Origin of the sequence: Poseidonocella sp. HB161398 (genome assembly GCF_005870025.1) — a bacterium.
Lineage (GTDB): Bacteria > Pseudomonadota > Alphaproteobacteria > Rhodobacterales > Rhodobacteraceae > Mangrovicoccus.
In genome coordinates this window covers 1-21287 of sequence record NZ_VATA01000082.1, presented here as the reverse complement: position 1 = coordinate 21287, position 21287 = coordinate 1, and the positions used below count along the sequence as shown (strand labels likewise).

The window sequence follows — 21287 nt, the reverse complement described above, 5'->3', positions numbered from 1 at the left end:
CACAGCCTTTGCCCAGCCCGACCACGCGGCGGCCAAGACGCAATGGCGCCGGGTCGCGGATCAGATGCGCCCGAAGCCGCCAAAGCTCGCGGCCCTCATGGAAAGAGCCATCGAAGGCGCCACCGGTCCGAGCCCGATGGCGAATGCGGAAGAAGACGTGCTGGCTTGCATGACCTTTCCCCCGGCGGCACCGGACGAAACTGCACAGCACGAATCCAATCGAGCGCCCGAACGGCGAGATCAAGCGGCGCACCGACGTCGCCCGGTTCGCCGGGAAAACAGCGCCCCACGCTGTTTCCTGATCCTCCTCACTCCCGAACGGGCATCCATCCGCCGCCTCGCTGGCGCCATCCTGATGGAGCAGACCGAGGAATGGACCGTGCAGCGCGGCCGATACCTGACGCCGGAAACCCTCGCTCCGGTCTGCGACGATGTCATGGTCAGCCTGCCTCCGGCGCAGCGCGACTGACAAGCTCGCCCCCCCGGTGAGCGCGGGGCCCACCGCGAGCTGCACCATCAGCTGGGACAGCATCCCTGCTTCCGCATTTGGCATCCACATCAGGCATGATTGGCAACCGGTCGCTCCCGTGCCGGACGGCATTCCTCTGCCGGGCCGGCCCTCCGGGCCCCACGGCCAACAGAGGGCTGCCGCTTCGGCAGTCACGGCGCGGCGCTGACGACATCGAGGCGCGCTAGCTGCCGTAGATCGTTGCCAGGATGGAGCTCGCCGAGGCGTCGGCGAAGAGCGAACTGGCGGTTCCGGACGTGGCGGTGCCGCTGGTTCCGGCGCGGGCCAGGTACTGGGTGATCAGCTTCTCCTGCGCTTCGGGGGCAAGGAAATCGGCAACGGCGCTCGAGCCGATCAGCCGCTCGCTGGACGTGCGCATCAGCGAAACCTGCCCGTCGAGATCCATCTGGGCGAACTCGTCCGAGAGCCCGAAAGCGCCCTCGAAGGCTTCCCGCAGCACCGAATTGCCGAGCGCGCGGTACCATTGCCCCACCTCGGTGCCGCCGCTCTCCACCGCCTTCTGCAGCTCCTCGGCCACCGACATGGCGACGCGCAGCTCGGGGCGCAGCTCGCCCACGGCGATGCGGAATTCCTGCTCCATGTAGCTCTGCGTGATCCCGGCGATCTGCGCATCGACATAGAGCCCGGAAAACGCCGCCATGGCCGCCGGTTCCTCGAGCGCGGCGACATCCTCGGTGCCGAACTGCGCCTTCATCGCCTGTTTCAGCGCGGCCAGCTGGTCTGCCTCCGAGAGCGCGGAAAAGCCCTCCTCCAGCCCGAAGGCCGAGGCCATGGCCTCGCGCAGCGTGTCGACCGACAGCACCGCCTGCCAGCGCTGGTCCATGCCGGGCCCCTCGTCGCGCGCGGCCTCGATCTCCGCGGTGAAGGCACCCAGCGTGAAGGTTCCGGCGAAGCCCCGCCCCTGCGGGTCGAGATAGCGGTCGCCGAGCGCGGTCAGGTTGGCCTGGCTGCCGAAGGCGGCGAAATCCGACCGGCCGAACAGCGACTGCGTCGCCGTCTGCAGCGCCGAGATCTGGCCCGCCGCATCGAGCGCGGCAAAACCGTCCGCCACGCCGAGCGCCGCCGCCATCACGTCGCGCAGCCCGGCATCCGCCTGCAGCGCCGACCAGCGGTCGGCGTCGCTGCCCTGGGCCGCCGCGATGGATGCCAGCCGCGACTGCAGCCCGGAATAGGAGAACCCGTCTTCCAGCGCCTGGCCCGCCGTGCCCAGATAGGCATCGGCCACCGCGAAGGCATTGGCCGGGTCGATCAGCGCGCTGACCCGGGTGCTGCCATAGAGATACTCGGCCGATTCCCGGAAGACCGCGATCTGCCCGTCGGCATCGAGCCCCGCCGCCGAGGCCGAGGTGCCGAAGACCCGCTGCAGCGTTTCCGAGACGCCCGGCCGCTCCAGCGCGCGCTGCCAGACCCGGTCGGCCGTGTCGGCGCCGAGAAGCCCCAGCGTCAGCGCGCTGGAAAGCTTCGCGGCGGCATTGAGATAGACCGGGCTCTCGCCGCGCGCGGCCGTGACCGCCGCGGACAGCGCGTCGTCGAGCGCCGGCAGCGACGTGCCCAGATCGCCCGAGCCGGTCAGTCCCAGCGCCTCGAAGGTCTTGGCCAGCGCGGCATAGCGCCCGTCCGACAGCTTGTTGGCGAAATCCTCGGGATCGTCGGTCCCCTGCTCGATCACCTGGCGGATGAAATAGCGGTTGGGCAGGTCGTCCTTCAGCCCGTGCGCCCCCAGCGCCACCTTCAGCGCCTGGTAGTCCTTCATCAGGTCGTCGACCGAGGACATCTGCCCGATCTTGCCCGCGAAATTCGCCTGCTCGCGCTGCAGAACCCGGTCATTGGAGAAGGCGGCGAGCTGCGTCTCGCGGCTGTCCTTCAGGTAGAGCCAGCTGGTGATCGAGTTGCCAGGCAGGAGCGGCGTGTACATGGGACGTATCCAGTGGTGGCGACAATCCCCGCCAGGCTAGGCCGGACGCGGTTACCGGGCGCCTAACAGTTAAAAACCTGTCTATTTCCCGCCGCCCGCGGCCCCTGCGTCCCGTGCCCGGCCCGTCAGTCGATCTCGCGCCAGGGAAAGGGCTTCTCGTCGGTCGTACCCGACTGGTAGAGCGCCACGCGCTTCAGCCAGACCCCGAGCCGCGCGCCGAATTCGGCGACATGGTCGTTCGGCTGGCCCTTGAACAGCATCCACAGGATCTGGGCGATCACGATCGCCCAGAGCAGCGTCTCGGCGATGGCGAAGAGCAGCAGGAAGACGATCATGTAGATGATCCGCTCGAACCGCCCGTCGCGGGGAAGATAGTCCTTGTCGCTGTCCTGCATGGCGCCCTCCTGGTCCTGCCCCGAGGCTAGGATGACAGCACGGCGCAAGGAAGGGGACAAGGCGGCGCGCCGGCCGGGGCCTCAGCCGCGCCGGGCCGCGAAGAAGCCGCGCAGCAGCGCCTCGGCCTCGGGCGCGGCAATGCCGTCGATCACCTCGGGGGCGTGATGCGCCTGGGGATGGCAGAAGACCCGCGCGCCATGGGCCACCCCGCCGGATTTCGGATCGGAGGCGCCGTAGACCACCCGGGCGATCCGCGCCGCCGCGATCGCCGCGGCGCACATGGCGCAGGGCTCGAGCGTGACATAGAGCACATGGCCCGGCAGCCGCTCGGACCCGGCCGCGGCGCAGGCTTCGCGCAGCACCAGGATCTCGGCATGAGCGGTCGGGTCGCTCAGCTCGCGCGTGCGGTTCCCGGCCTGCGCCAGGATGCGGCCCGCGGGGTCGGCCAGCACCGCGCCGACCGGCACCTCGCCGCGCGCCGCGGCGGCCCGCGCCTCCGCCAGGGCGGTGTCCATGTGGGATCGGAACGTCATGCCCCGTCTTGCCTCCGCCCCGCGATGCGCGCAAGGCTGGAACAGCGGCAGAAAAGCGGATAGGCGCCATCCATGACCGAGACTCCTCCCTCCCGCCCCGGCGAGCGCATCGCCAAGATCCTGGCCCGCTCCGGCGTCGCCTCGCGCCGCGAGGCCGAGACCATCATCGCGGAGGGCCGTGTCCGGGTGAACGGCAAGATCATCACCTCGCCCGCGCTCAACGTCACCGAGACCGACCGCATCGATGTCGACGGCGTGCCGCTGAAGGAGGCGGAGCCGCCGCGGCTGTGGCTCTACCACAAGCCCGCGGGGCTGGTGACCACGGCGAAGGACGAGAAGGGCCGCGAGACGGTCTTCGACACGCTGCCCGAGGACATGCCGCGGGTGATGAGCGTCGGGCGGCTCGACCTCAATTCCGAGGGGCTGCTGCTTCTGACCAATGACGGCGCGATCAAGCGCAAGCTGGAGCTGCCCTCGACCGGCTGGCTGCGCAAGTACCGCGTGCGGGTCAAGGGGGCGCCCGAGGAGGCGACGCTCGAGCCGCTGCGCAAGGGCGTGACGGTCGAGGGCGAGCGTTTCCAGCCGATGGAGATCTCGCTCGACCGCCAGCAGGGGTCGAATGCCTGGCTGACCGTGGGCCTGCGCGAGGGCCGCAACCGCGAGATCCGCCGCGCGATGGAGTCGGTGGGGCTGACCGTGAACCGGCTGATCCGGGTGAGCTACGGGCCGTTCCGGCTGAACGAGCTGGCCCCGGGCGCGGTCGAGGAGGTCAAGACCCGCGTCGTGCGCGAACAGCTCGGCCTGGCAGGCGAAGAGGCGACGGAAGAGAAGCCGCGCCTGAAACCGCAGCGCACCCGCCGCCCCGGCCGCGGCCCCGGCGGCGCGGCCCCCGGGCAGGACAGCGACACCCGGCCCTACCGCGGCGAGACGGGCGGCAAGCCGGTCCGTGGCGAAGGCCCGGCGCGCAGGTTCGGCGGCAAGCCCGCCCGTGGCGAGGGCCCGGCCCGCAGCTTCGGCGGCAAGCCCGCCCGTGGCGAGGGCCCAGGGCGCAGCTCCGGTGGCAAGCCCGCCCGTGGCGAGGGCTCCGGCAGCAGCTTCGGCTCCAAGCCTGCCCGTGGCGAGGGCTCCGGCAGCAGCTTCGGCTCCAAGCCCGCCCGTGGAGAGGGCCCCGCCCGCAGCTTCGGCGGAAAGCCCGCCCGTGGCGAGGGCTCCGGCAGCAGCTTCGGCTCCAAGCCCGCCCGTGGAGAGGGCCCCGCCCGCAGCTTCGGCGGAAAGCCCGCCCGTGGAGAGGGCCCCGCCCGCAGCTTCGGCGGCAAGCCCGCCCGTGGCGACGGACCCGGGCGCAGCTTCGGCGGCAAGCCCGCACGTGGCGACGGGCCCGGGCGCAGCTCCGGCGGGAAGCCCGCGGGCGGGAAGCCGCCGCGCGGCGGCAAGCCCGGCCCCCGCAAGGGCTAGGACAGGAACACTGTCCCCGGCGGCGGGGTCTTCAGCGGACCCGCCTCCGGCGGCCGGACACCGGCAGAGAGCCGCGCGGGGACGCCCGGATCAGGTCGCCAGCTCGACGCAGAGCACGGTCGGCAGATGGCGGGCGATCTCCTGCCAGCTCTCGCCCTCGTCCGCGCTGGCGAAGACAGAGCCGGTATTGGTGCCGAAATAGACCCCGGCCGGGCGGCCGGGCCCAACCGCCATCGCCTGGCGCAGCACGGTGAAATAGCAGGCCTCCTGCGGCAGCCCCTCGCGGCAGGCGCGCCAGGTCTCGCCAGCATCCTCCGACTTCCAGACCGCGGCCTGCGCCCCGGGCGGGTAGCGGCCCTGGGTGTCGCCGTTCAGCGGCAGCACCCAGAGCATGTCCGGATCCTCGCGGTGCACGCCCACCGGAAAGCCGAAGCTCGAGGGCAGCCCGGCCGTGATGTCGTCCCAGCTGCGCCCGCCGTCGCGCGAGCGGTAGACCCCGTGATGGTTCTGCTGGTAGAGCACGTCGCCCGGCCCGCGCCCCATGTTGTGGACGCAGTAGCCGATCTCGTCGGGCGAGCCGAAGGGGCTGCGCGGCGGGCTCGCCGTGTTCGAGCGGCGCACCCGGCGCTCCCAGCTGGCGCCGCCATCCTCGGAAGCGAAGACGCCGGCCGCCGAGATCCCTGCCCAGAGCTTCGCCGGGTCGCCCGGATCGGTGACGATCGTGTGCAGCGTCAGCCCCGCCCCTCCCGGCTCCCATTCGCCGCGGGTCGGATGGTCGGTCAGCCCGGTGATCTTCTCCCAGCTCGCGCCGCCATCGGCGGAGGCAAAGAGCGTCGCGGGCTTGGTCCCGGCCAGCAGCCGCCCGTCCCAGAGCGCCAGCGACCAGACCGCGTCCACCTCGCCGGTGAAGGGCGCGGGCGCGGCGGGCTCCATGCCGAACTGCGCGGCCATCTCGGGATTTTCCGCCAGCCAGGCGTCGGACTGGCCGTTGGCGAGCTTCGAGAGCTGCCAGCTCCGCCCGCCATCCTGCGAGCGGAACACCCCCGCCCCGAACCATTCACTGCCGCCTGCCGCCCAGAGCCGGTCGCCCTCGCCCGCGGCGTGATTGACCGGCCAGCCGTCGCAGAGCGGGCCCGTCACCGTCCAGCCGTCCCCTGCCGCGTCGAGCAGGAACAGCCCTTTCGTCGTTCCGACGAGCAGCCTCGTCCCGGACATGGCATCCTCCTCCTTGCCCATGGGGAAAGCATGCCACAGGCGCGGAAGGCCGCAAGCTCAGTCTTCCTCGAGCCCCGGAATCGGCAGGGATGTGGTCGCCTTGATCTCCTCCATCGACAAGAGCGCGGTGACGTTGAAGATCCGCACCTCCTTGATCAGCGCCTGGTAGAAGACGTCGTAGGCGCGGGCATTGGCGACGCGGACCTTGAGGATGTAGTCGATATCCCCCGCCAGCCGGTGCGCCTCCAGCACTTCGGGCCGTTCCCGCAGCGTTTTCAGGAACTTCTGCTGCCAGTCGGCCTCGTGCTCGGAGGTGCGGATCAGCACGAAGAAGCAGGCCTCCAGCCCCAGCGCCTCGGGATCGAGGATGACGGTGTTCGCGGTGATGACCCCCGCCTCGCGCAGCTTGCGGATGCGGTTCCAGACCGGGGTCTTCGAGGCGCCGACGCGGCGCGCGATCTCGTCGAGCGACTGGCTGGCATCCGATTGCAGAGCGTCCAGAATTCTGCGATCTACCGCATCGAGCTGAACAGCCATGGTCAATCCCCCCTTTGAAAGGCACGTTCATCCTAGCATGACGCGGGAGGAAGAACAAAGTTCTTATTTCGGGCGGAACCTAGCGTGAATCGGGGAATTTGTTCTATATAGAACCCAACCAGAGACGAGGACGCCCCATGGCCCGTGCATTCACCCCGAAGGTCGTCACCGCCAACGACCTGATCGAAGGCGACGTGATTTACCTGACCGAACAGGATCAGTGGACCCGCCACCACAACGAGGCGGAGCTGATCGACGACGAGGCGCATGCCGAGATCCGGCTGCTCTTCGCCAGCGGACAGCATGCCAAGGCGGTCGGCGTCTACCTTGCCGACGCCAAGGCCGGACCGGACGGGCCCGAGCCCGTCCATTTCCGCGAAGCCTTCCGCGCCAAGGGGCCGTCGAACTACGCCCACGGCAAACAGGAAACCCGGGCCTGAGCCCGCGCAAGCCCTTATCAGGAGCCCGCTCATGTACACGTATTCCGAGTATGACGACGCCTATGTCCGCCGCCGCGTTGCCGAGTTCGCCCAGCAGGTCGAACGCCGCATCGACGGGTCGCTGACCGAGGACGAGTTCAAGCCGCTCCGGCTCATGAACGGGCTCTACCTGCAGCTCCACGCCTACATGCTGCGCGTGGCCATCCCCTATGGCACGCTCGACAGCCGCAAGATGGACCAGCTCGCGCTGATCGCGGAGAAGTGGGACAAGGGCTACGGCCATTTCACCACGCGCCAGAACATCCAGTACAACTGGCCGAAGCTGCCGGACGTGCCCGCCATCCTCGAGGCGCTGGCCGATGTCGGCATGCATGCGATCCAGACCTCGGGCAACACGATCCGCAACGTGACCGCGGACCATTTCGCCGGAGCCGCCGCCGACGAGATCGAGGATCCGCGCCCCGTGGCCGAGCTGCTGCGCCAGTGGTCGACCGACCACCCGGAATTCCAGTTCATGCCGCGCAAGTTCAAGATCGCCATCACCGGCAGCCCGAACGACCGCGCCGTGACCAAGGCGCATGACATCGGCCTGCGCATGGTCCGCAACGACAAGGGCGAGCCGGGCTTCGAGGTTCTCGTCGGCGGCGGCCTCGGCCGGACCCCGATGATCGGCAAGGTGATCAACGAATTCCTGCCGAAGGCCGACCTGCTGCCCTATTGCGAGGCGATCGTCTCGGTCTGGAACACGCTGGGCCGCCGCGACAACAAGTACAAGGCGCGCATCAAGGTGACCGTCGCCGAGAACGGGCTGGACACGTTCCGCGCCCTGGTCGAGGAGCGCTTCGCCGAGATCCGCCCCGAATTCACCGGCGTCGACCAGGAGATCCTGGCCTCGATCGAGAAGGAATTCGCGGCACCGGCCTTCCGCAACGCGCCGACCGAGGCCTATGACGCCTTCTACGCGGCCGATCCGGTCTTCCGCTCCTGGGCGGATACCAACCTGGCCGAGCACCGGGTCGAGGGCTATGCCATCGTCACCATCTCGCTGAAGGCCCATGGCCAGACGCCGGGCGACGCCTCGGCCGACCAGATGCGCGTGATGGCGGATCTGGCCCGCCGCTACGGCCATGACGAGCTGCGCATCAGCCACGAGCAGAACGTGATCCTGCCGCATGTCCACAAGTCGGACCTGCCCGCGATCCATGCCGAGCTGGCCCAGGCCGGGCTGGCCACCGCCAATGTCGGGCTGATCTCGGACATCATCGCCTGCCCGGGCATGGACTACTGCGCGCTGGCGACGGCCCGCTCGATCCCGGTGGCCGAGCAGATCGCGACCCGCTTCGACGAGCTGAAGCTCGAGCACGAGATCGGCGAGATGAAGATCAAGATCTCGGGCTGCATCAATGCCTGCGGCCATCACCATGTCGGCCATATCGGCATCCTCGGGCTCGACCGCGCCGGCGTGGAGAACTACCAGATCACGCTGGGCGGCGACGGCACCGAGACCGCGGCCATCGGCGAGCGCACCGGGCCGGGCTTCGCCTATGACGAGATCGTGCCCGCGATCGAGAAGATCGTCGAAACCTACCTGAAGGAGCGCGAGAGCGCGGAGGAACGCTTCCTCGACTGCTACCGCCGCGTCGGCATCAACCCGTTCAAGCTCGCCCTCTACGGCGAGGACGCGAAGGGGCGTGCCCGTGCCGCTTGAAGCCGTCCCCCTCCCCGCAACGGAGGACCGGGTCGCCTACCTGAATGACAGGTACCGGCACCACTCGGCCACCTCCGTGCTCGAGCGCGCGCTCTCCGACCCGCAGGTCGGGCGCATCGCCATGGTCTCCAGCTTCGGCGCCGAATCGGTGGCGCTGCTGCACATGGTGTCGGTGATCGATCCGGCGACCCCGGTGCTGTTCATCGACACGCACATGCTGTTCCGCGAAACCCTCGACTACCAGACCGAGGTGGCCGACAAGCTGGGGCTGAGCGACATCCGCCGGATCACCGCGACCCAGGTCCAGCTCGAGGCGCACGACCCCGACGGGCTGCTGCACACGCAGGACACGGATGCCTGCTGCAACCTGCGCAAGACCGTGCCGCTGGAACATGCGCTGTCGCGCTTCGATGCCTGGATCACCGGGCGCAAGCGGTTCCAGAGCGCGACGCGCGCCGCGCTCGACTTCTTCGAGGCGGACGGGCCGAACCGGATCAAGGTCAACCCGCTCGCCCACTGGGCGCCGCAGGATGTCCAGGACTACATGATCAACAACCGCCTGCCCCGCCATCCGCTGGTGGCCCAGGGCTATCCCTCCATCGGCTGCGCGCCGTGCACCTCGAAAGTCGCGCCGGGCGAAGACCCGCGCGCCGGGCGCTGGCGCAACCAGGAGAAGGAGGAATGCGGGATTCACTTCATCAACGGCAAGATCGTGCGCGGTCCGCTGCCCAAAGGAGACGCGGCATGAGCGTGATCGTCACCGATAGCGGCTTCGCCGCAGAGGACTGGAGCACGGATTTCATCGCCCTGGGCGAGGTTCCGGCAGAGCATGCGGGCGCGCTGGCCGTGGATGTTCCCTCGGATGGCGATGTCGCCCAGCTGAAGGACCGCGTGGCCGAGATCGACATGATCCGCGTCGATTTCCCCAGTTTCTCCGACGGCCGCGGCTTCACCCTGGCGGGCCAGCTGCGCCGCATGGGCTTCCAGGGCCGCCTGCGCGCCCGCGGCCATGTCATCGCCGACCAGTACGCGATGGCGCGCCGGATGGGATTCGACGAGGTCGAGATCTCGGATGAGCTGGCTGCCCGCCAACCGGAAGACCAGTGGAAATTCCGGGCAAACTGGAACGAATTCCACCACCAGGCGCGGCTGCGCGGCTGACTCAAATCAAGGAATGGTGTAACGGTCCTGCGCTTTATGCTGCTATGCAGCGCAGCGACCCTATGCGATGAAGGCCGAGAGTATGACGATTCAAGAAAAAATGACCGATTCCGCCATCACCTCCAAGCCGGTGACCCTCCCCGACGCACAGACGGTGACCGAGGTCCAGCATTATACCGACCGGCTGTTCCGCTTCCGCTGCACCCGGCCGCAATCGCTGCGCTTCCGTTCGGGCGAATTCGTGATGATCGGCCTGATGGGCGATCCCGACCCCAAGACCGGCAAGCAGAAGCCGCTGCTGCGCGCCTATTCCATCGCCTCCCCCTCCTGGGACGAGGAGCTGGAATTCTACTCGATCAAGGTCCAGGACGGCCCGCTGACCTCGAAGCTGCAGCACGTGAAAGTGGGCGACCAGGTGATCCTGCGCCCGAAGCCCGTCGGCACGCTGGTGCATGACGCGCTGCTGCCGGGCAAGCGCCTGTGGTTCTTCTCCACCGGCACCGGCTTCGCGCCCTTCGCCTCGCTGCTGCGCGAGCCGCAGACCTACGAGGACTATGACGAGATCGTCATCACCCATACCTGCCGCGACGTCGCCGAGCTGACCTACGGCGCCGAGCTGATCGAGGGCCTGAAGACCGACGAGCTGCTGAACGAGCTGATCGGCGAGGGCTTCTGGAAGAAGATCCGCTACTACCCGACCACCACCCGCGAGGAGAGCCCGAAGATGGGCCGGATCACCAACCTGCTGAAGGACGGCACGGTGTTCCGCGATCTGGGCATCGAGGCGGGCAAGATGGATCCGGCGACCGACCGCGCGATGATCTGCGGCTCGATGGGACTCAACCTCGACCTCAAGGAGATCCTCGAGGGCTACGGGCTGCACGAGGGCGCCAATTCCGATCCGAAGGAATTCGTGGTCGAGAAGGCGTTCGTCGGGTAAACCGGCCAATCGGCCGCAAACGCGCCGCACACCGGCCGCGGACATGGCGACAGCGCGATTTTCCCCGGGAAAACGGGGCAGATCGCGCTTGAATCGCTGCGTCCGCGGCTCTATCTTTACGCACCAACCAATCCCGATCACTATCGAAGGAACGCTGACATAGCTCGCAGACCCCATAACGCGCCCCCGACGCGTGACACCGGCCCCCGCATCAATGGACGGATCCGGGCGCCTGAAATCCGGCTGATCGGTGCGGACGGCGAAAACGTCGGACTCTGCACCCCTGCACGCGGCATGGAACTCGCCGAACGCGCCGGTCTCGACCTCGTCGAGATCTCGCCGAACGCAGCGCCGCCGGTCTGCAAGATCATGGATTTCGGCAAGTACAAATACGAGACCCAGAAGCGGGAAAGCGAAGCCCGCAAGAAGCAGAAGATCATCGAAGTCAAGGAAGTGAAGTTCCGTCCGGGGACCGACACCCATGACTACGACGTGAAGATGAAGAACGTCTTCAAGTTCCTGGAGAAGGGCGACAAGGTGAAGATCACCCTGCGCTTCCGCGGCCGCGAAATGGCCCACCAGAACCTGGGACGCGAACTTCTGGAGCGCGTCGCCGAGGACGTGAAGGAAATCGGCAAGGTCGAGAACATGCCGAAGATGGAAGGCCGCCAGATGGTCATGATGATCGGCCCGACCGCGAAGTAACGCGCGGCACGGAACCGGAGGCAGAGGGGCGCAGGGCGCCCCTTTTTCTTTTTCCGCCCGGACATGCTGCGCTGCGGCCACACTCTGCCGCAAGGGAAGGCCGAAAATCGCCGGGATCGGGCCCCCGGACCGCCGGGATCCGCTCATTGCCGTCCCGTCACGCCAACTTCACTTTTCGCTGACCGCCACCGACCCTATCTATGGTCTGGCCTGTCTGCAGCCCGGGCTCGGGGGCGGACGGGAACGACAGTCGGAGACTCATTTGCAACGGATCGCTTTCTTCCTGCTGCTGGCGCTGATCGTCTACGTGGCTTTCGGGGGGGCTGGCTGATGGCGCAGCGCTACGCTCGCAGCTATAGCCCGGACCCGGCCGCCAAGGCAGCGCCCCGCGCCCACCCCTGGCAGGGCAAGGTGCCGACGCGCCTGGGCGCGCGGACCAATATCCTGTTCGCCCTGCCCTTCCTTTTCGTCATCCCGGCCTTCTTCTCGCCGCCGGTGGAAATGGCGGCAAAGCTCGGCGCCTTCGGGCTGTTGATGCTTTCCGCCTGGCTGACCCGCGAGGGCATCCGCGCCGAGGCGGCCTATGACGCCCGCACCGTCGCCCGCCGCCCCGCCGTCCCGCGCAAGATCTTCGGCTCGGCCGTGATGGGGCTGGGGCTGGGGCTGGCCGCCGCCTGGCAGGGCGGCATCGCCGTGGGCGGGCTGCTGGGCGTCCTGGGCGCCGGGCTCCATGCCATGGCCTTCGGGCCCGATCCGCTGAAGGACAAGGGCATCGACCGCGAGGATTTCCAGTCCGGCCGCGTGGCGAAGGCCGTCGAGGGCGCCGAGGCGGAGCTGTCCGCGATGAGCCGCGCGCTCGACCCGCTGAAGGACCGCGAGCTGGAACTGGTCGCCATGCGCTTCCAGGCCACGGTGCGCGAGATGTTCCGCACCATCGAGCAGGATCCCCGCGACCTGACGGCGGCGCGCAAGTACCTGGGCGTCTACCTGTCGGGCGCCCGCGGCGCGGCGGAGAAATACGCCGCCTACTATGCCCGCACCCGCGAGGACGCTGCGCGGCGCGACTTCATCGCGCTGCTCGACGATCTCGACCGGAATTTTTCCAAGAAGACCGAAACCCTGCTGCTCGACGACCGTTCCCAGCTTGACATCGAGATGGAAGTGCTGAGAGAGCGGCTGTCACGGGAGCCGCATCTGAGCCCGTCGAGGAGCGAAGGATGACCGATACCAAGCTGCAATCCGAAATTGCCGGCCTTGCCGCCGCGCGGCTGCCCGAGCCGTCGGATCTGCCCGCAACCGAACCTGCGAAACAGGCCGAGATCGAGCGCCGCATGGCCGAGATCCGCATCGGCGACACCGGCACGATCATCGGCTTCGGCGCCGCTGCGCAGGCCGAGCTGCAGACCATCAGCCAGGCCATGCTGCAGGATGTGCGCAGCAAGGATCTGGGCCCGGCCGGGGACAGCCTGCGCGACATGGTCTCGACCATCCGCGGCTTCTCCACCGAAGAGCTGGACCCCGGCCGCAAGCGCAGCTGGTGGGAGAAGCTGACCGGCAAGCGCGGCGACATCTCGAAGTTCCTGTCCCAGTACGAAACCGTGCAGGAGCAGATCGACGAGATCGCCAATGCGCTCGAGGGGCACGAGCACACGCTCCTGAAGGACATCAAGGGGCTCGACCTGCTCTACGGGAAGACGCTGGACTTCTATGACGAGCTGGCGCTCTACATCGCGGCCGGCGACATGCGCCTGGCGGCGATCGACGAAAGTGACATCCCCGCCAAGGAGGCGGAGCTGGCCGCGACCGGGCCCGAGGACCAGGTGCGCAAGGCGCAGGAGCTGCGCGACCTGCGCGCCGCCCGCGACGACCTGGAGCGGCGGGTCCATGACCTGCGGCTGACCCGGCAGGTGACGATGCAGTCCCTGCCCTCGATCCGCCTCGTGCAGGAGAACGACAAGGCGCTGATCACCAAGATCAACTCGACGCTGGTCAATACCGTCCCCCTCTGGGAGACCCAGCTGGCCCAGGCGCTGACCATCCAGCGCTCGGCCGCGGCGGCGAATGCCGTGAAGGAGGCCAGCGACCTGACGAACGAGCTTTTGACCGCCAATGCGGCCAATCTGCGCCAGGCCAATGCCCAGGTGCGCGAGCAGACCGAGCGCGGCGTCTACGACATCGAGGCGATCAAGGCCGCCAATGCCGAGCTGATCGCGACGATCGAGGACAGCCTGCGCATTGCCGACGAGGGCAAGACGAAGCGGCGGGAGGCCGAGAAGGACCTGCTGCAGATGGAATCGGAGCTGCGCGACACGCTGGCCTCGGCCAAGGCGCGCGGCACAGGACAGCTGCGGGGCTGAAACAGGTGGCAATGCTCGGGCAGGTTTCCCTCTATCGCACGGCCCCGGCCGTGCTGCTCTTGGCCCTGGCCGGCTGCCTGTCGTCCTCGCCGGCGCCAACGCCCGCGCCGGAGCGCCCGGCGCTTGTGCGCAGCTCGCCCCGGCCGCAGCCAAACCCGACCGGGATGGAGGGGCCGATCCGCGACATGCCGGTGGCCACCAGCGAGGAGCTCGAGCGCCGCTATGCGCTTCTGGAGGCGCGGCTGGTTTCCGAAGGACGGCTGCGCCAGGATACCGGCGGGCTCGACGGGATCGATGCCGACCGGCTTGCCACCAATTTCATCCGCATCGCGCTGCATGACGAATACACCCCCGTCGAGGACGGCGCCTTCATCGCGCAGGAAAGCGCCAGCCGCCTGCGCCGCTGGGAGGCGCCGGTCAAGGTCTCGATGAGCTTCGGCGAGTCGGTCCCGCCCGCACAGCGCGAGGCCGACCGCGCCCAGGCCGCCGACGTGGTGCACATCATCGCCGATTCCAGCGGCCACCCGGTCGCGATGACCGAGCGCGACGGCAATTTCACCGTCTATGTCGTCAGCGAATCCGAACGCCTGGCGCTGCGCCCCGAACTGCGCCGCACCGTGCCGGGGATCTCGGACGCGGTGCTGGAGTCGATGCTCGACATCCTGCCCTCGACCTTCTGCCTGGTCGTCGCCTTCTCCGCCCCCGAGGCGCCCCAGACCTATGTCCGCGCCGTCGCCATCATCCGCGCCGAGCACCCGCCGCGGATGCGCCAGGGCTGCTTCCACGAGGAGCTGGCCCAGGGAATGGGCCTGGCCAATGACAGCCGCGAGGCGCGGCCCTCGATCTTCAATGACGACGAGGAATACACCCAGCTGACCGACCAGGACCGGCTGATGCTGAAGATGCTCTACGATCCCCGCCTGCATCCCGGGATGGATGTCGCCGAGGCCGCAGAGCCGGTGCGCCAGATCGCGGGCGAGCTGCTGCCGCCGCCGGTCGCCTCGGCCGAACCCGCCGGGGAACCCGTGCAGCTGGCCGGAGGCCCTCCGGTCCCGCAGGAGTGACGGCCGCCCGGCTTGGCCCCCGTTCCGCCCCGTGCCATAACCCGGGGCAGGACGCCCCGAGAGAAGGACCACGCGCATGTTTTCGTTCCTGTCCGGCGAGTTCATCGATGTCATCGACTGGGTGGACGACACCCGCGACACGATGGTCTGGCGCTTCGAGCGCCGCGGGCACGCCATCAAGTACGGCGCCAAACTGACGGTCCGCGAGGGCCAGACGGCGGTCTTCGTCCATGAGGGCCAGCTCGCGGATGTCTTCACCCCGGGGCTCTACATGCTGGAGACCAACAACATGCCGGTGCTGACCACGCTGCAGCACTGGGATCACGGCTTCCGCTCGCCCTTCAAGTCCGAGGTCTATTTCGTCTCCACCACCCGCTTCAACGGGCTGAAATGGGGCACGAAGAACCCGCTGATGCTGCGCGATCCGGAATTCGGGCCGGTGCGGCTGCGGGCCTACGGCACCTATTCGATCCGGGTGAAGGACGCCGCGCGCTTCATGACCGAGATCGTCGGCACGGACGGCGAATTCACCCGCGACGAGATCTCCTTCCAGATCCGCAACATCCTGGTGCAGGAATTCTCCCGCGTGGCGGCCAGTTCCGGCATTCCGGTGCTCGACATGGCGGCGAACACGGCCGAATTCGGCAAGCTGATGGCCGAGCGGATCTCGCCCACGCTCGAGGCCTACGGGCTGGAGATGCCCGAGCTCTATGTCGAGAACATCTCGCTGCCGCCCTCGGTGGAGGCCGCGCTCGACAAGCGGACCTCGATGGGGGTGATCGGCGACCTGCAGGCCTATCAGCACTATTCCGCGGCCGAAGCGATGACCCGCGCCGCCGAGACGCCGAATTCGGGCATGGGCGCAGGGATCGGCATGGGGATGGGCATGGGCATGGGCCAGCAGATGGCGCAGGGCCCCTGGGGACCGCGCCCGGTGCAGCCCGCCGCCGCGCCGCCCCCGCCCCCGCCGCCGGTCGAGCATGTCTGGCACCTGGCCGAGAACGGCCAGACTTCGGGCCCCTTTTCCACCGCGCGGCTCGGCCGGATGGTGACCGAGGGCGGGCTGACCCGCGACACGCTGGTCTGGACCCAGGGCCAGGACGGCTGGAAGCGCGCCGAGGACGTGACCGAGCTGGCGCGGCTCTTCACCGTGATGCCGCCGCCCCCGCCGCCGCCCGCGGCCTAGCCCGGCCGCGCACCGTCCCCGCCATGGCCCGCCTCCCGACCGGAGGAGGTGCAGACCCGTCCCGCGCGGCGCAGTCTGCGGACCATCGCCCCTGGGCTGTAGCTCCGCCCCTAGCGGGGACGCTCCGCGGCCTCTGGCAGGCTGAGACGGCTGGTCAGCATCGGCCCGAGGCAGGCGCCCGGCGGAAACACGTACTCCGCCGGGGCAGGCGTGGCCGGGAAGGCCCGCTCCGGCGCCACCTGCGACTCGGCCAGCAGCTGCCCGTCGAGGCACAGATCCTGCGCCGCATTGCCGATATTGAAGCCGAAGCCCCCCGCCCCGCAGCTCGTGCCGGTGCCGTCCATGTTCCAGGCCTGCGGCATGGCCGTCACCGGCGAATAGACCGCGAACGCGCCGAGCCCGGGCAGGAAGGTGACGATCCAGTCGGTCCCGGCATCAAGCTCGCCCAGCGACCAGCGGCCGATTTCCGCGCCGTCGTGCCGCCCGAGGATGAAGAAGCAGTCGATTTCCGCCCCGGTGACCAGCCCGTCGCGGGCCAAGGCGCTGTCATAGGCCAGCGCCCCCTCCATCGCGTAGCCGCCATTGCCCTGCCACTGGAAGACATGCACCACATGCTCGGCCCGGACAGTGCCCGTGCCGCCAAGACAGGCCAGGACAGCCAGCGCCGCCGCCCGGGCGACCCTTCGGATTCGCGTCATGCCGGGCCTCTCCGCTTGCTGCTCCGCGGGGCGCAGACTAGCCGCCAAGGCCATGCCGGAAAAGCGGTTTCCTCCCCCGCGGGCCTCGTCTAGGGTGGCCGCGCCGCCGAGGAGCCGCCGCCGAGGAGCGCCTGTCCATGGAAGAGTCCCACCGTTTCCCCTGCGAGGCCTGCGGTGCCGCGATGCGCTACGATCCGCGCCAGGGCGCGCTGGTCTGCGACCATTGCGGCCATGTCGCCGAGGTCGACGACCGCAACGGGCCCTGGGGCGCCCCGAACGCGATCCGCGAGCTCGATTTCCGCGACGCGCTGCGCAACCAGCTCGATGCCGCCGACCTGGAGGAGACCCAGGTCTTCCGCTGCACCTCCTGCGGCGCCCAGGTGGAGTTCCAGCCCGGCATCCACGCCGACCGCTGCCCGTTCTGCGCGACCCCGATCGTCGGCGAGACGAGTTCCAGCCGCCATATCAAGCCGCGCGGGCTGGTGCCCTTCGCGATCACCGAAGCCGAGGCGCATGACGCCATGGCGCGCTGGCTGGGGCGGCTGTGGTTCGCCCCCTCGGGCCTGGCGGAATTCGCCCGCAAGGGGCGCAAGATGGAGGGCATCTACCTGCCCTACTGGACCTTCGACGCGCAGACCCGCTCGGACTACACCGGCCAGCGCGGCGAGGTCTATTTCCAGACCCGCCGCCGCGGCGACGGCAGCGTCGAGCAGGTCGCCAAGGTGCGCTGGTATCCCGCGCGGGGCCGGGTCGCGCGGTTCTTCGACGACGTACTGGTCGCGGGCAGCCGCAGCCTGCCCGGCGAGATGATGAGCGGCCTGCCGCCCTGGGACCTGTCGCGGCTCGAGCCCTACAAGCCCGAATACCTCGCCGGCCTGCGCGCCGAGGCCTACGGGCTGGAGCTCGACGAGGCTTTCCACCAGGCGCGGGCGCATATGGACCGGGTGATCGCCCGCGACGTGCGCTTCGACATCGGCGGCGACCGCCAGCGCATCCAGCGGATCGAGACCGAGGTCGACTCGGTGACCTTCAAGCACGTGCTGCTGCCGGTCTGGGTCGGGGTCTACCGCTTCCGCGGCCAGGCCTACCAGCTCTTGGTCAACGCCCAGTCGGGCCGGGTGCAGGGCGCGCGCCCCTGGTCGGCCTGGAAGATCGCCGTCGCGGTCGCGGCCGGCACGCTTCTGGCCGCCGGGATCGGCTATCTCTTCGCGCTGAACCAGGGCCTCTAGCCCCGGCAGGCAGGGCGGCGGCGGTCATCCGGCGGACCTGCCTGCCGTGCCGCAGAGGTCCCGGCCGGGCTGCCCGACGCTTTCGGGATGCCACTCCCGGGCCCTGACCGGCGCGCCCCACGGAAAACGGCGCCCGCCGGCCGCCCCTGACTTCCTTGAGACCCTGCACCGTCCGCACCTTGATCCCGATATGCATGATGTAGATCCGGGCAAAGTTGTCTCCATGCGGACTGAAATCTTACGTGATTTCCATTGGTTATGTTGGGCCAATTCGAGCTGGGAGCAAGGATCCCGCGGAAATCGGGGGAAGATCCCGCGAAGCCTTGAAATTCATAAGGAAAAGCCCGCCGAAGCAGGCTTGATCTCCAGATCTGCGATGTGCGTTCAGGCGGCGTTCTTCGCGCCAAGCAAGATGCCGACATCGACATCGATGGGTCTGATTCCTGTCCGGTCGGGATTTCGAAATGCCGGGGTCCGCCCCCGAAGACTCTCGGCGAAGAGGTGTTCGAACCGACCGGCCCCACGCTGGCAGGCATGGGAAATCGGGGGGAGTTCCCCATCACAGGAGGGATCGATTCCCGGCAAGCGGGCAATCCTGACCAGAAGCTCATCCAGATGCGACCGGACGAAGACAGCATGGCGCACTGACCCGGGTCCTGATCTGGGGACCAAGGGCGGAACGCTCCCTTCGCGATAGAGGATTTCGACCCTGCGCTTTGATGCCCCAAGATACTCAGGGACATCGCGCAAGGGGACCGCGGTCTTGAATGCCTCGACCATCGGAATCGTAGTGGCCGCTTCGAAGACCATGTTCCCGCAGTCGACCTCGGTCGCATTGGCGGGGATCTCACCGGGCTTTTTCAGGAGGCGCGACCGACGCGAATGGTCAATCCCGGCAGCGGCGGACAGGCTGTAAAGGGTGTGATAGCGCAGTTCGGTAATCTCTACGCCCAGAACCGTGGTGCCGGGCTCCACAGCGGAATGCTTCACGATATGGTTGCGAAGGATGTCGCGGACCGGACCCGTATCAATGGATTGCTCCGGCGATCCAGCCAGTCGAAGGGTGCGCCATAATTGGCCAAGGGACCCGCCTGCACGGCATTGGCGGGGGACATCTGGCGAATAGTATCCAGAGCTTCCTCAACGGCGTCCGGGCCCTCGCTGTAGTTCGAAAAGCCGATGTCCGTGGCTTCCTCGGTCTCTGCCGGTGACAGCCTTGTCAGCTTGACCTTGTGGCCGTGCTGCAGCACCACCGGTCGGCGCTGTTGGATAAATCAGCCGGCGAGCGCAATCCCCCTTCCCCGAGCAGACTCATCCTGCGGCCACGGTCTTCGGGATGCCGAGTGCCGTGAAGCAGTTGAGGAATGAGCGGCAAGCGCCACTGGTCCGAGCGCAGCCGCGAATGACCCGGATCTGGACCTCCGCCACCTGGCGGTCGAAGGTGAGGCATCGCGCCGCCATCGGTCCGAGGCCGATGCCGAACGGACATCAGCCGCTGGCCGAGCAGCTTCACGCAGTTCATTTTCGTCTCGACCCTGCCGCGCCGGTGGTGCCCGCTCCAGTTTCGCCAGAGCGCCCGGCCCAGGTGCTTCGATGCTCGCAGGATCTCGTTGCGTGCGCGGGCTCCTGCCGTGTCCGGCTTCCAAGGCCGGGCATTCCGGCGGGGCGGAATGATTGCTGCTGCTCCACGGGCCGCGATGGCATCATGGCAAGCGCGCGTGTCATAGGCGTCGCCAGCGGTCCTCGACCCGGTTGCGCATCCGCTGGCAACTCAGCCATGACGACGGCGATGTCCTCGTTCGCCGGGATCTGGGCGAGCAGGTCCGGCAGCATCCCTCGCCGGTTCGCCCGGACCGGTGGCGCTCACCGGCTCGACATCGCCGACATTGCCGGAGGTGACCTCGAGCGCCCGGATCTCCAATCGTCGTCGGGGAAACGGTCCCCCGGACGGTTTCCTGATCCTCCTCCATCTCGCCTGTGGCGGGGTGGATCTTGCGCCATGAGCGGGCCGCGCCACCGGTCCGAGCGGCACCGCGACTGCGCCGCTTGGAGCCGCCATGCTTGCGCCTGTGCCGTGCCGCGCGCTTTCGCGGCCCCGCCCCGGGGCCACGGTCGCTCCGCACCCTTCGCCTTCCACCTTGATGCCGGTGCTGTCCGCTGCCCGGCGGGATATTGCGCTGCAATGTCCGAGAGGAGACGAGCAGGTGAAGCGTGCTCCTGGAGCCGCGATACGGGATGGTTGCGTCCAAGGTTCGACGGGCTTTCGCGGCGCCACTGGCGCCACGGTCCCGTCTCGCTCTGCCGCCGGGACAGGGTGCTGAAGTCCGGAACGGCCCAGCCGGGTCCGGACAGCTCCGGAAGGCGCGCCACGAAACCGGTTGTTTGCCGGAGTGGCAGGCCGAGCAGGACCTTGATGGCGAGACAGGCCTGGATCGCGTTCGCCGGGGAATTGATCCCCCGGATCAATTCCTGATCCTCCTTACCGCTGCGTGCCTGCCCGCGGGAGCGCCCCACAGAAGGCGCCGCTGCCCATCGCATCGAGGGATCGAACCAGACGGTCTGCGATCCGCGCTGCCTCAGCGCCTCGCTCGCCGTTGCGCTCGGACCGGTGGCGCGCAACGGCTCGCTAGCTATGCCAGTTGGTGGTCTTGTACGCAGTCTTCGCCGGTCTGCTCATGGCCGCTAGCTATCATGCTGGATTCGCACAGTGAATCCCCAGACGTATTGACCTGAGACCCGCATCTTCCTCCAGTTTGAGGTTGAGTCCGCCCCAACCAGGAGACGGACAATGAAGCGATCAAGGTTCAGCGAAGAGCAGATCATCGGGATGCTGAAGGAGCAGGAGGCGGGCATGGCGACGGCCGATGTCTGCCGCAAGCACGGGGTCAGCACGGCGACGTTCTACAAATACAAGGCGCGGTTTGGCGGTCTTGAGGTGTCGGATGCCCGACGTCTCAGGGCGCTTGAGGACGAGAACGCCAAGCTGAAGAAGCTGCTGGCAGAGGCCATGCTCGAGCGCGCCAGTGAAGGCGCCATTGGTTCGAGCCCAATAGCGCGCGCGATCCTGAAGGATGTCGCGTCGCGAAAGTGGTAACGCCCGGCGTGAGGCGGGAAGCGGTGGCACATGTCGTGGCGTTCCACGGGGTGAGCCAACGACGGGCGTGCAAGGCTTTGGCGGTGGACCGGTCGAGCGTGCGCTATCGCAGCGTGCGACCGGAT

Annotated in this window: 19 protein-coding genes and 4 pseudogenes; 14 read left to right on the top strand and 9 right to left on the bottom strand. The window is 68.5% G+C overall.

Translation table 11 applies throughout. The features are described from left to right. Positions 1-469 (top strand): annotated as a pseudogene (locus FGX59_RS32215) (transposase); the annotation flags it as partial. 223 nt (positions 470-692) lie between these two features. Here the strand turns inward: FGX59_RS32215 and FGX59_RS32210 are convergent. From FGX59_RS32210 to FGX59_RS32200, 3 genes are all read right to left on the bottom strand, one after another. Next, complete coding sequence (locus tag FGX59_RS32210) at positions 693-2444, bottom strand: DUF1217 domain-containing protein (RefSeq protein WP_138472133.1); 1752 nt, start codon at positions 2442-2444, stop codon at positions 693-695. Positions 2445-2569: 125 nt separating this feature from the next. Further along, on the bottom strand, positions 2570-2839 hold the full coding sequence (locus tag FGX59_RS32205; protein ID WP_138472131.1) for a DUF4389 domain-containing protein: 270 nt from the start codon (positions 2837-2839) through the stop codon (positions 2570-2572). An 81-nt stretch (positions 2840-2920) separates the two neighbouring features. Then, positions 2921-3373, bottom strand: coding sequence for a nucleoside deaminase (locus FGX59_RS32200; protein ID WP_138472129.1), 453 nt, complete (start codon positions 3371-3373; stop codon positions 2921-2923). 72 nt (positions 3374-3445) lie between these two features. On the opposite strand from FGX59_RS32200, the gene FGX59_RS32195 reads away from it, so the two are divergent. Continuing rightward, on the top strand, positions 3446-4828 hold the full coding sequence (locus FGX59_RS32195) for a pseudouridine synthase (RefSeq protein WP_138472127.1): 1383 nt from the start codon (positions 3446-3448) through the stop codon (positions 4826-4828). A 90-nt stretch (positions 4829-4918) separates the two neighbouring features. Here FGX59_RS32195 and FGX59_RS32190 read toward each other — a convergent pair whose 3' ends face one another. Both FGX59_RS32190 and FGX59_RS32185 read right to left on the bottom strand, forming a co-directional pair. Beyond that, complete coding sequence (locus tag FGX59_RS32190; protein WP_138472125.1) at positions 4919-6043, bottom strand: exo-alpha-sialidase; 1125 nt, start codon at positions 6041-6043, stop codon at positions 4919-4921. A gap of 57 nt (positions 6044-6100) precedes the next feature. Further along, positions 6101-6580: an Lrp/AsnC family transcriptional regulator gene (locus FGX59_RS32185; protein ID WP_138472123.1), complete on the bottom strand. Its 480-nt coding sequence runs from the start codon at positions 6578-6580 to the stop codon at positions 6101-6103. Positions 6581-6717: 137 nt separating this feature from the next. On the opposite strand from FGX59_RS32185, the gene FGX59_RS32180 reads away from it, so the two are divergent. The 10 genes from FGX59_RS32180 to FGX59_RS32135 all read left to right on the top strand — a co-directional run bounded on the left by FGX59_RS32180 (position 6718) and on the right by FGX59_RS32135 (position 16141). After that, positions 6718-7020 (top strand): DUF2849 domain-containing protein, encoded by a 303-nt coding sequence (locus tag FGX59_RS32180; protein ID WP_138472122.1) that lies wholly within the window; start codon positions 6718-6720, stop codon positions 7018-7020. Between the two features lie 31 nt (positions 7021-7051). After that, positions 7052-8728 carry a nitrite/sulfite reductase gene (locus FGX59_RS32175; RefSeq protein ID WP_138472120.1) on the top strand — a complete coding sequence of 559 codons (1677 nt, stop codon included), beginning with the start codon at positions 7052-7054 and terminating at the stop codon, positions 8726-8728. Next, entirely contained in the window at positions 8718-9476 is a 759-nt protein-coding gene (locus FGX59_RS32170; RefSeq protein WP_138472118.1) for a phosphoadenylyl-sulfate reductase, read from the top strand. Before FGX59_RS32175 ends, FGX59_RS32170 begins: the two co-directional genes overlap by 11 nt. After that, the gene (locus FGX59_RS32165; RefSeq protein ID WP_138472115.1) at positions 9473-9889 is read left to right on the top strand and encodes a DUF934 domain-containing protein; all 417 of its coding nucleotides are present in this window, start codon (positions 9473-9475) and stop codon (positions 9887-9889) included. Before FGX59_RS32170 ends, FGX59_RS32165 begins: the two co-directional genes overlap by 4 nt. A gap of 100 nt (positions 9890-9989) precedes the next feature. Beyond that, positions 9990-10829 (top strand): ferredoxin--NADP reductase, encoded by an 840-nt coding sequence (locus FGX59_RS32160; protein WP_240722822.1) that lies wholly within the window; start codon positions 9990-9992, stop codon positions 10827-10829. Positions 10830-10988: 159 nt separating this feature from the next. Next, positions 10989-11534: a translation initiation factor IF-3 gene (gene infC / locus FGX59_RS32155; protein WP_138472111.1), complete on the top strand. Its 546-nt coding sequence runs from the start codon at positions 10989-10991 to the stop codon at positions 11532-11534. Positions 11535-11864: 330 nt separating this feature from the next. After that, positions 11865-12755: a 5-bromo-4-chloroindolyl phosphate hydrolysis family protein gene (locus FGX59_RS32150; protein ID WP_138472109.1), complete on the top strand. Its 891-nt coding sequence runs from the start codon at positions 11865-11867 to the stop codon at positions 12753-12755. Then, positions 12752-13891 carry a toxic anion resistance protein gene (locus FGX59_RS32145; RefSeq protein ID WP_138472107.1) on the top strand — a complete coding sequence of 380 codons (1140 nt, stop codon included), beginning with the start codon at positions 12752-12754 and terminating at the stop codon, positions 13889-13891. The genes FGX59_RS32150 and FGX59_RS32145 overlap by 4 nt, the downstream gene beginning before the upstream one ends. Before the next feature lie 11 nt (positions 13892-13902). Further along, entirely contained in the window at positions 13903-14955 is a 1053-nt protein-coding gene (locus FGX59_RS32140; RefSeq protein ID WP_138472105.1) for a DUF2927 domain-containing protein, read from the top strand. 76 nt (positions 14956-15031) lie between these two features. After that, complete coding sequence (locus FGX59_RS32135; RefSeq protein WP_138472101.1) at positions 15032-16141, top strand: SPFH domain-containing protein; 1110 nt, start codon at positions 15032-15034, stop codon at positions 16139-16141. Positions 16142-16251: 110 nt separating this feature from the next. Here the strand turns inward: FGX59_RS32135 and FGX59_RS32130 are convergent, their stop codons facing one another. After that, positions 16252-16839, bottom strand: coding sequence for a hypothetical protein (locus FGX59_RS32130; protein ID WP_138472099.1), 588 nt, complete (start codon positions 16837-16839; stop codon positions 16252-16254). A 137-nt stretch (positions 16840-16976) separates the two neighbouring features. Here FGX59_RS32130 and FGX59_RS32125 point away from each other — a divergent pair, with 137 nt between their 5' ends. Then, the gene (locus FGX59_RS32125) at positions 16977-18068 is read left to right on the top strand and encodes a TFIIB-type zinc finger domain-containing protein (RefSeq protein WP_138472097.1); all 1092 of its coding nucleotides are present in this window, start codon (positions 16977-16979) and stop codon (positions 18066-18068) included. Positions 18069-18452: 384 nt separating this feature from the next. On the opposite strand, the gene FGX59_RS32115 is transcribed toward FGX59_RS32125, so the two are convergent. The 3 genes and pseudogenes from FGX59_RS32115 to FGX59_RS39865 form a co-directional block, all read right to left on the bottom strand. Next, positions 18453-19058, bottom strand: a complete 606-nt coding sequence (locus tag FGX59_RS32115; protein WP_240722821.1) for a hypothetical protein — start codon at positions 19056-19058, stop codon at positions 18453-18455. Between the two features lie 321 nt (positions 19059-19379). Further along, positions 19380-20223, bottom strand: a pseudogene (locus FGX59_RS39870) (transposase); the annotation flags it as partial. 149 nt (positions 20224-20372) lie between these two features. Beyond that, positions 20373-20687, bottom strand: a pseudogene (locus FGX59_RS39865) (transposase); the annotation flags it as partial. A gap of 169 nt (positions 20688-20856) precedes the next feature. Here FGX59_RS39865 and FGX59_RS38995 point away from each other — a divergent pair. Next, positions 20857-21287: pseudogene (locus FGX59_RS38995) on the top strand (transposase); the annotation flags it as partial.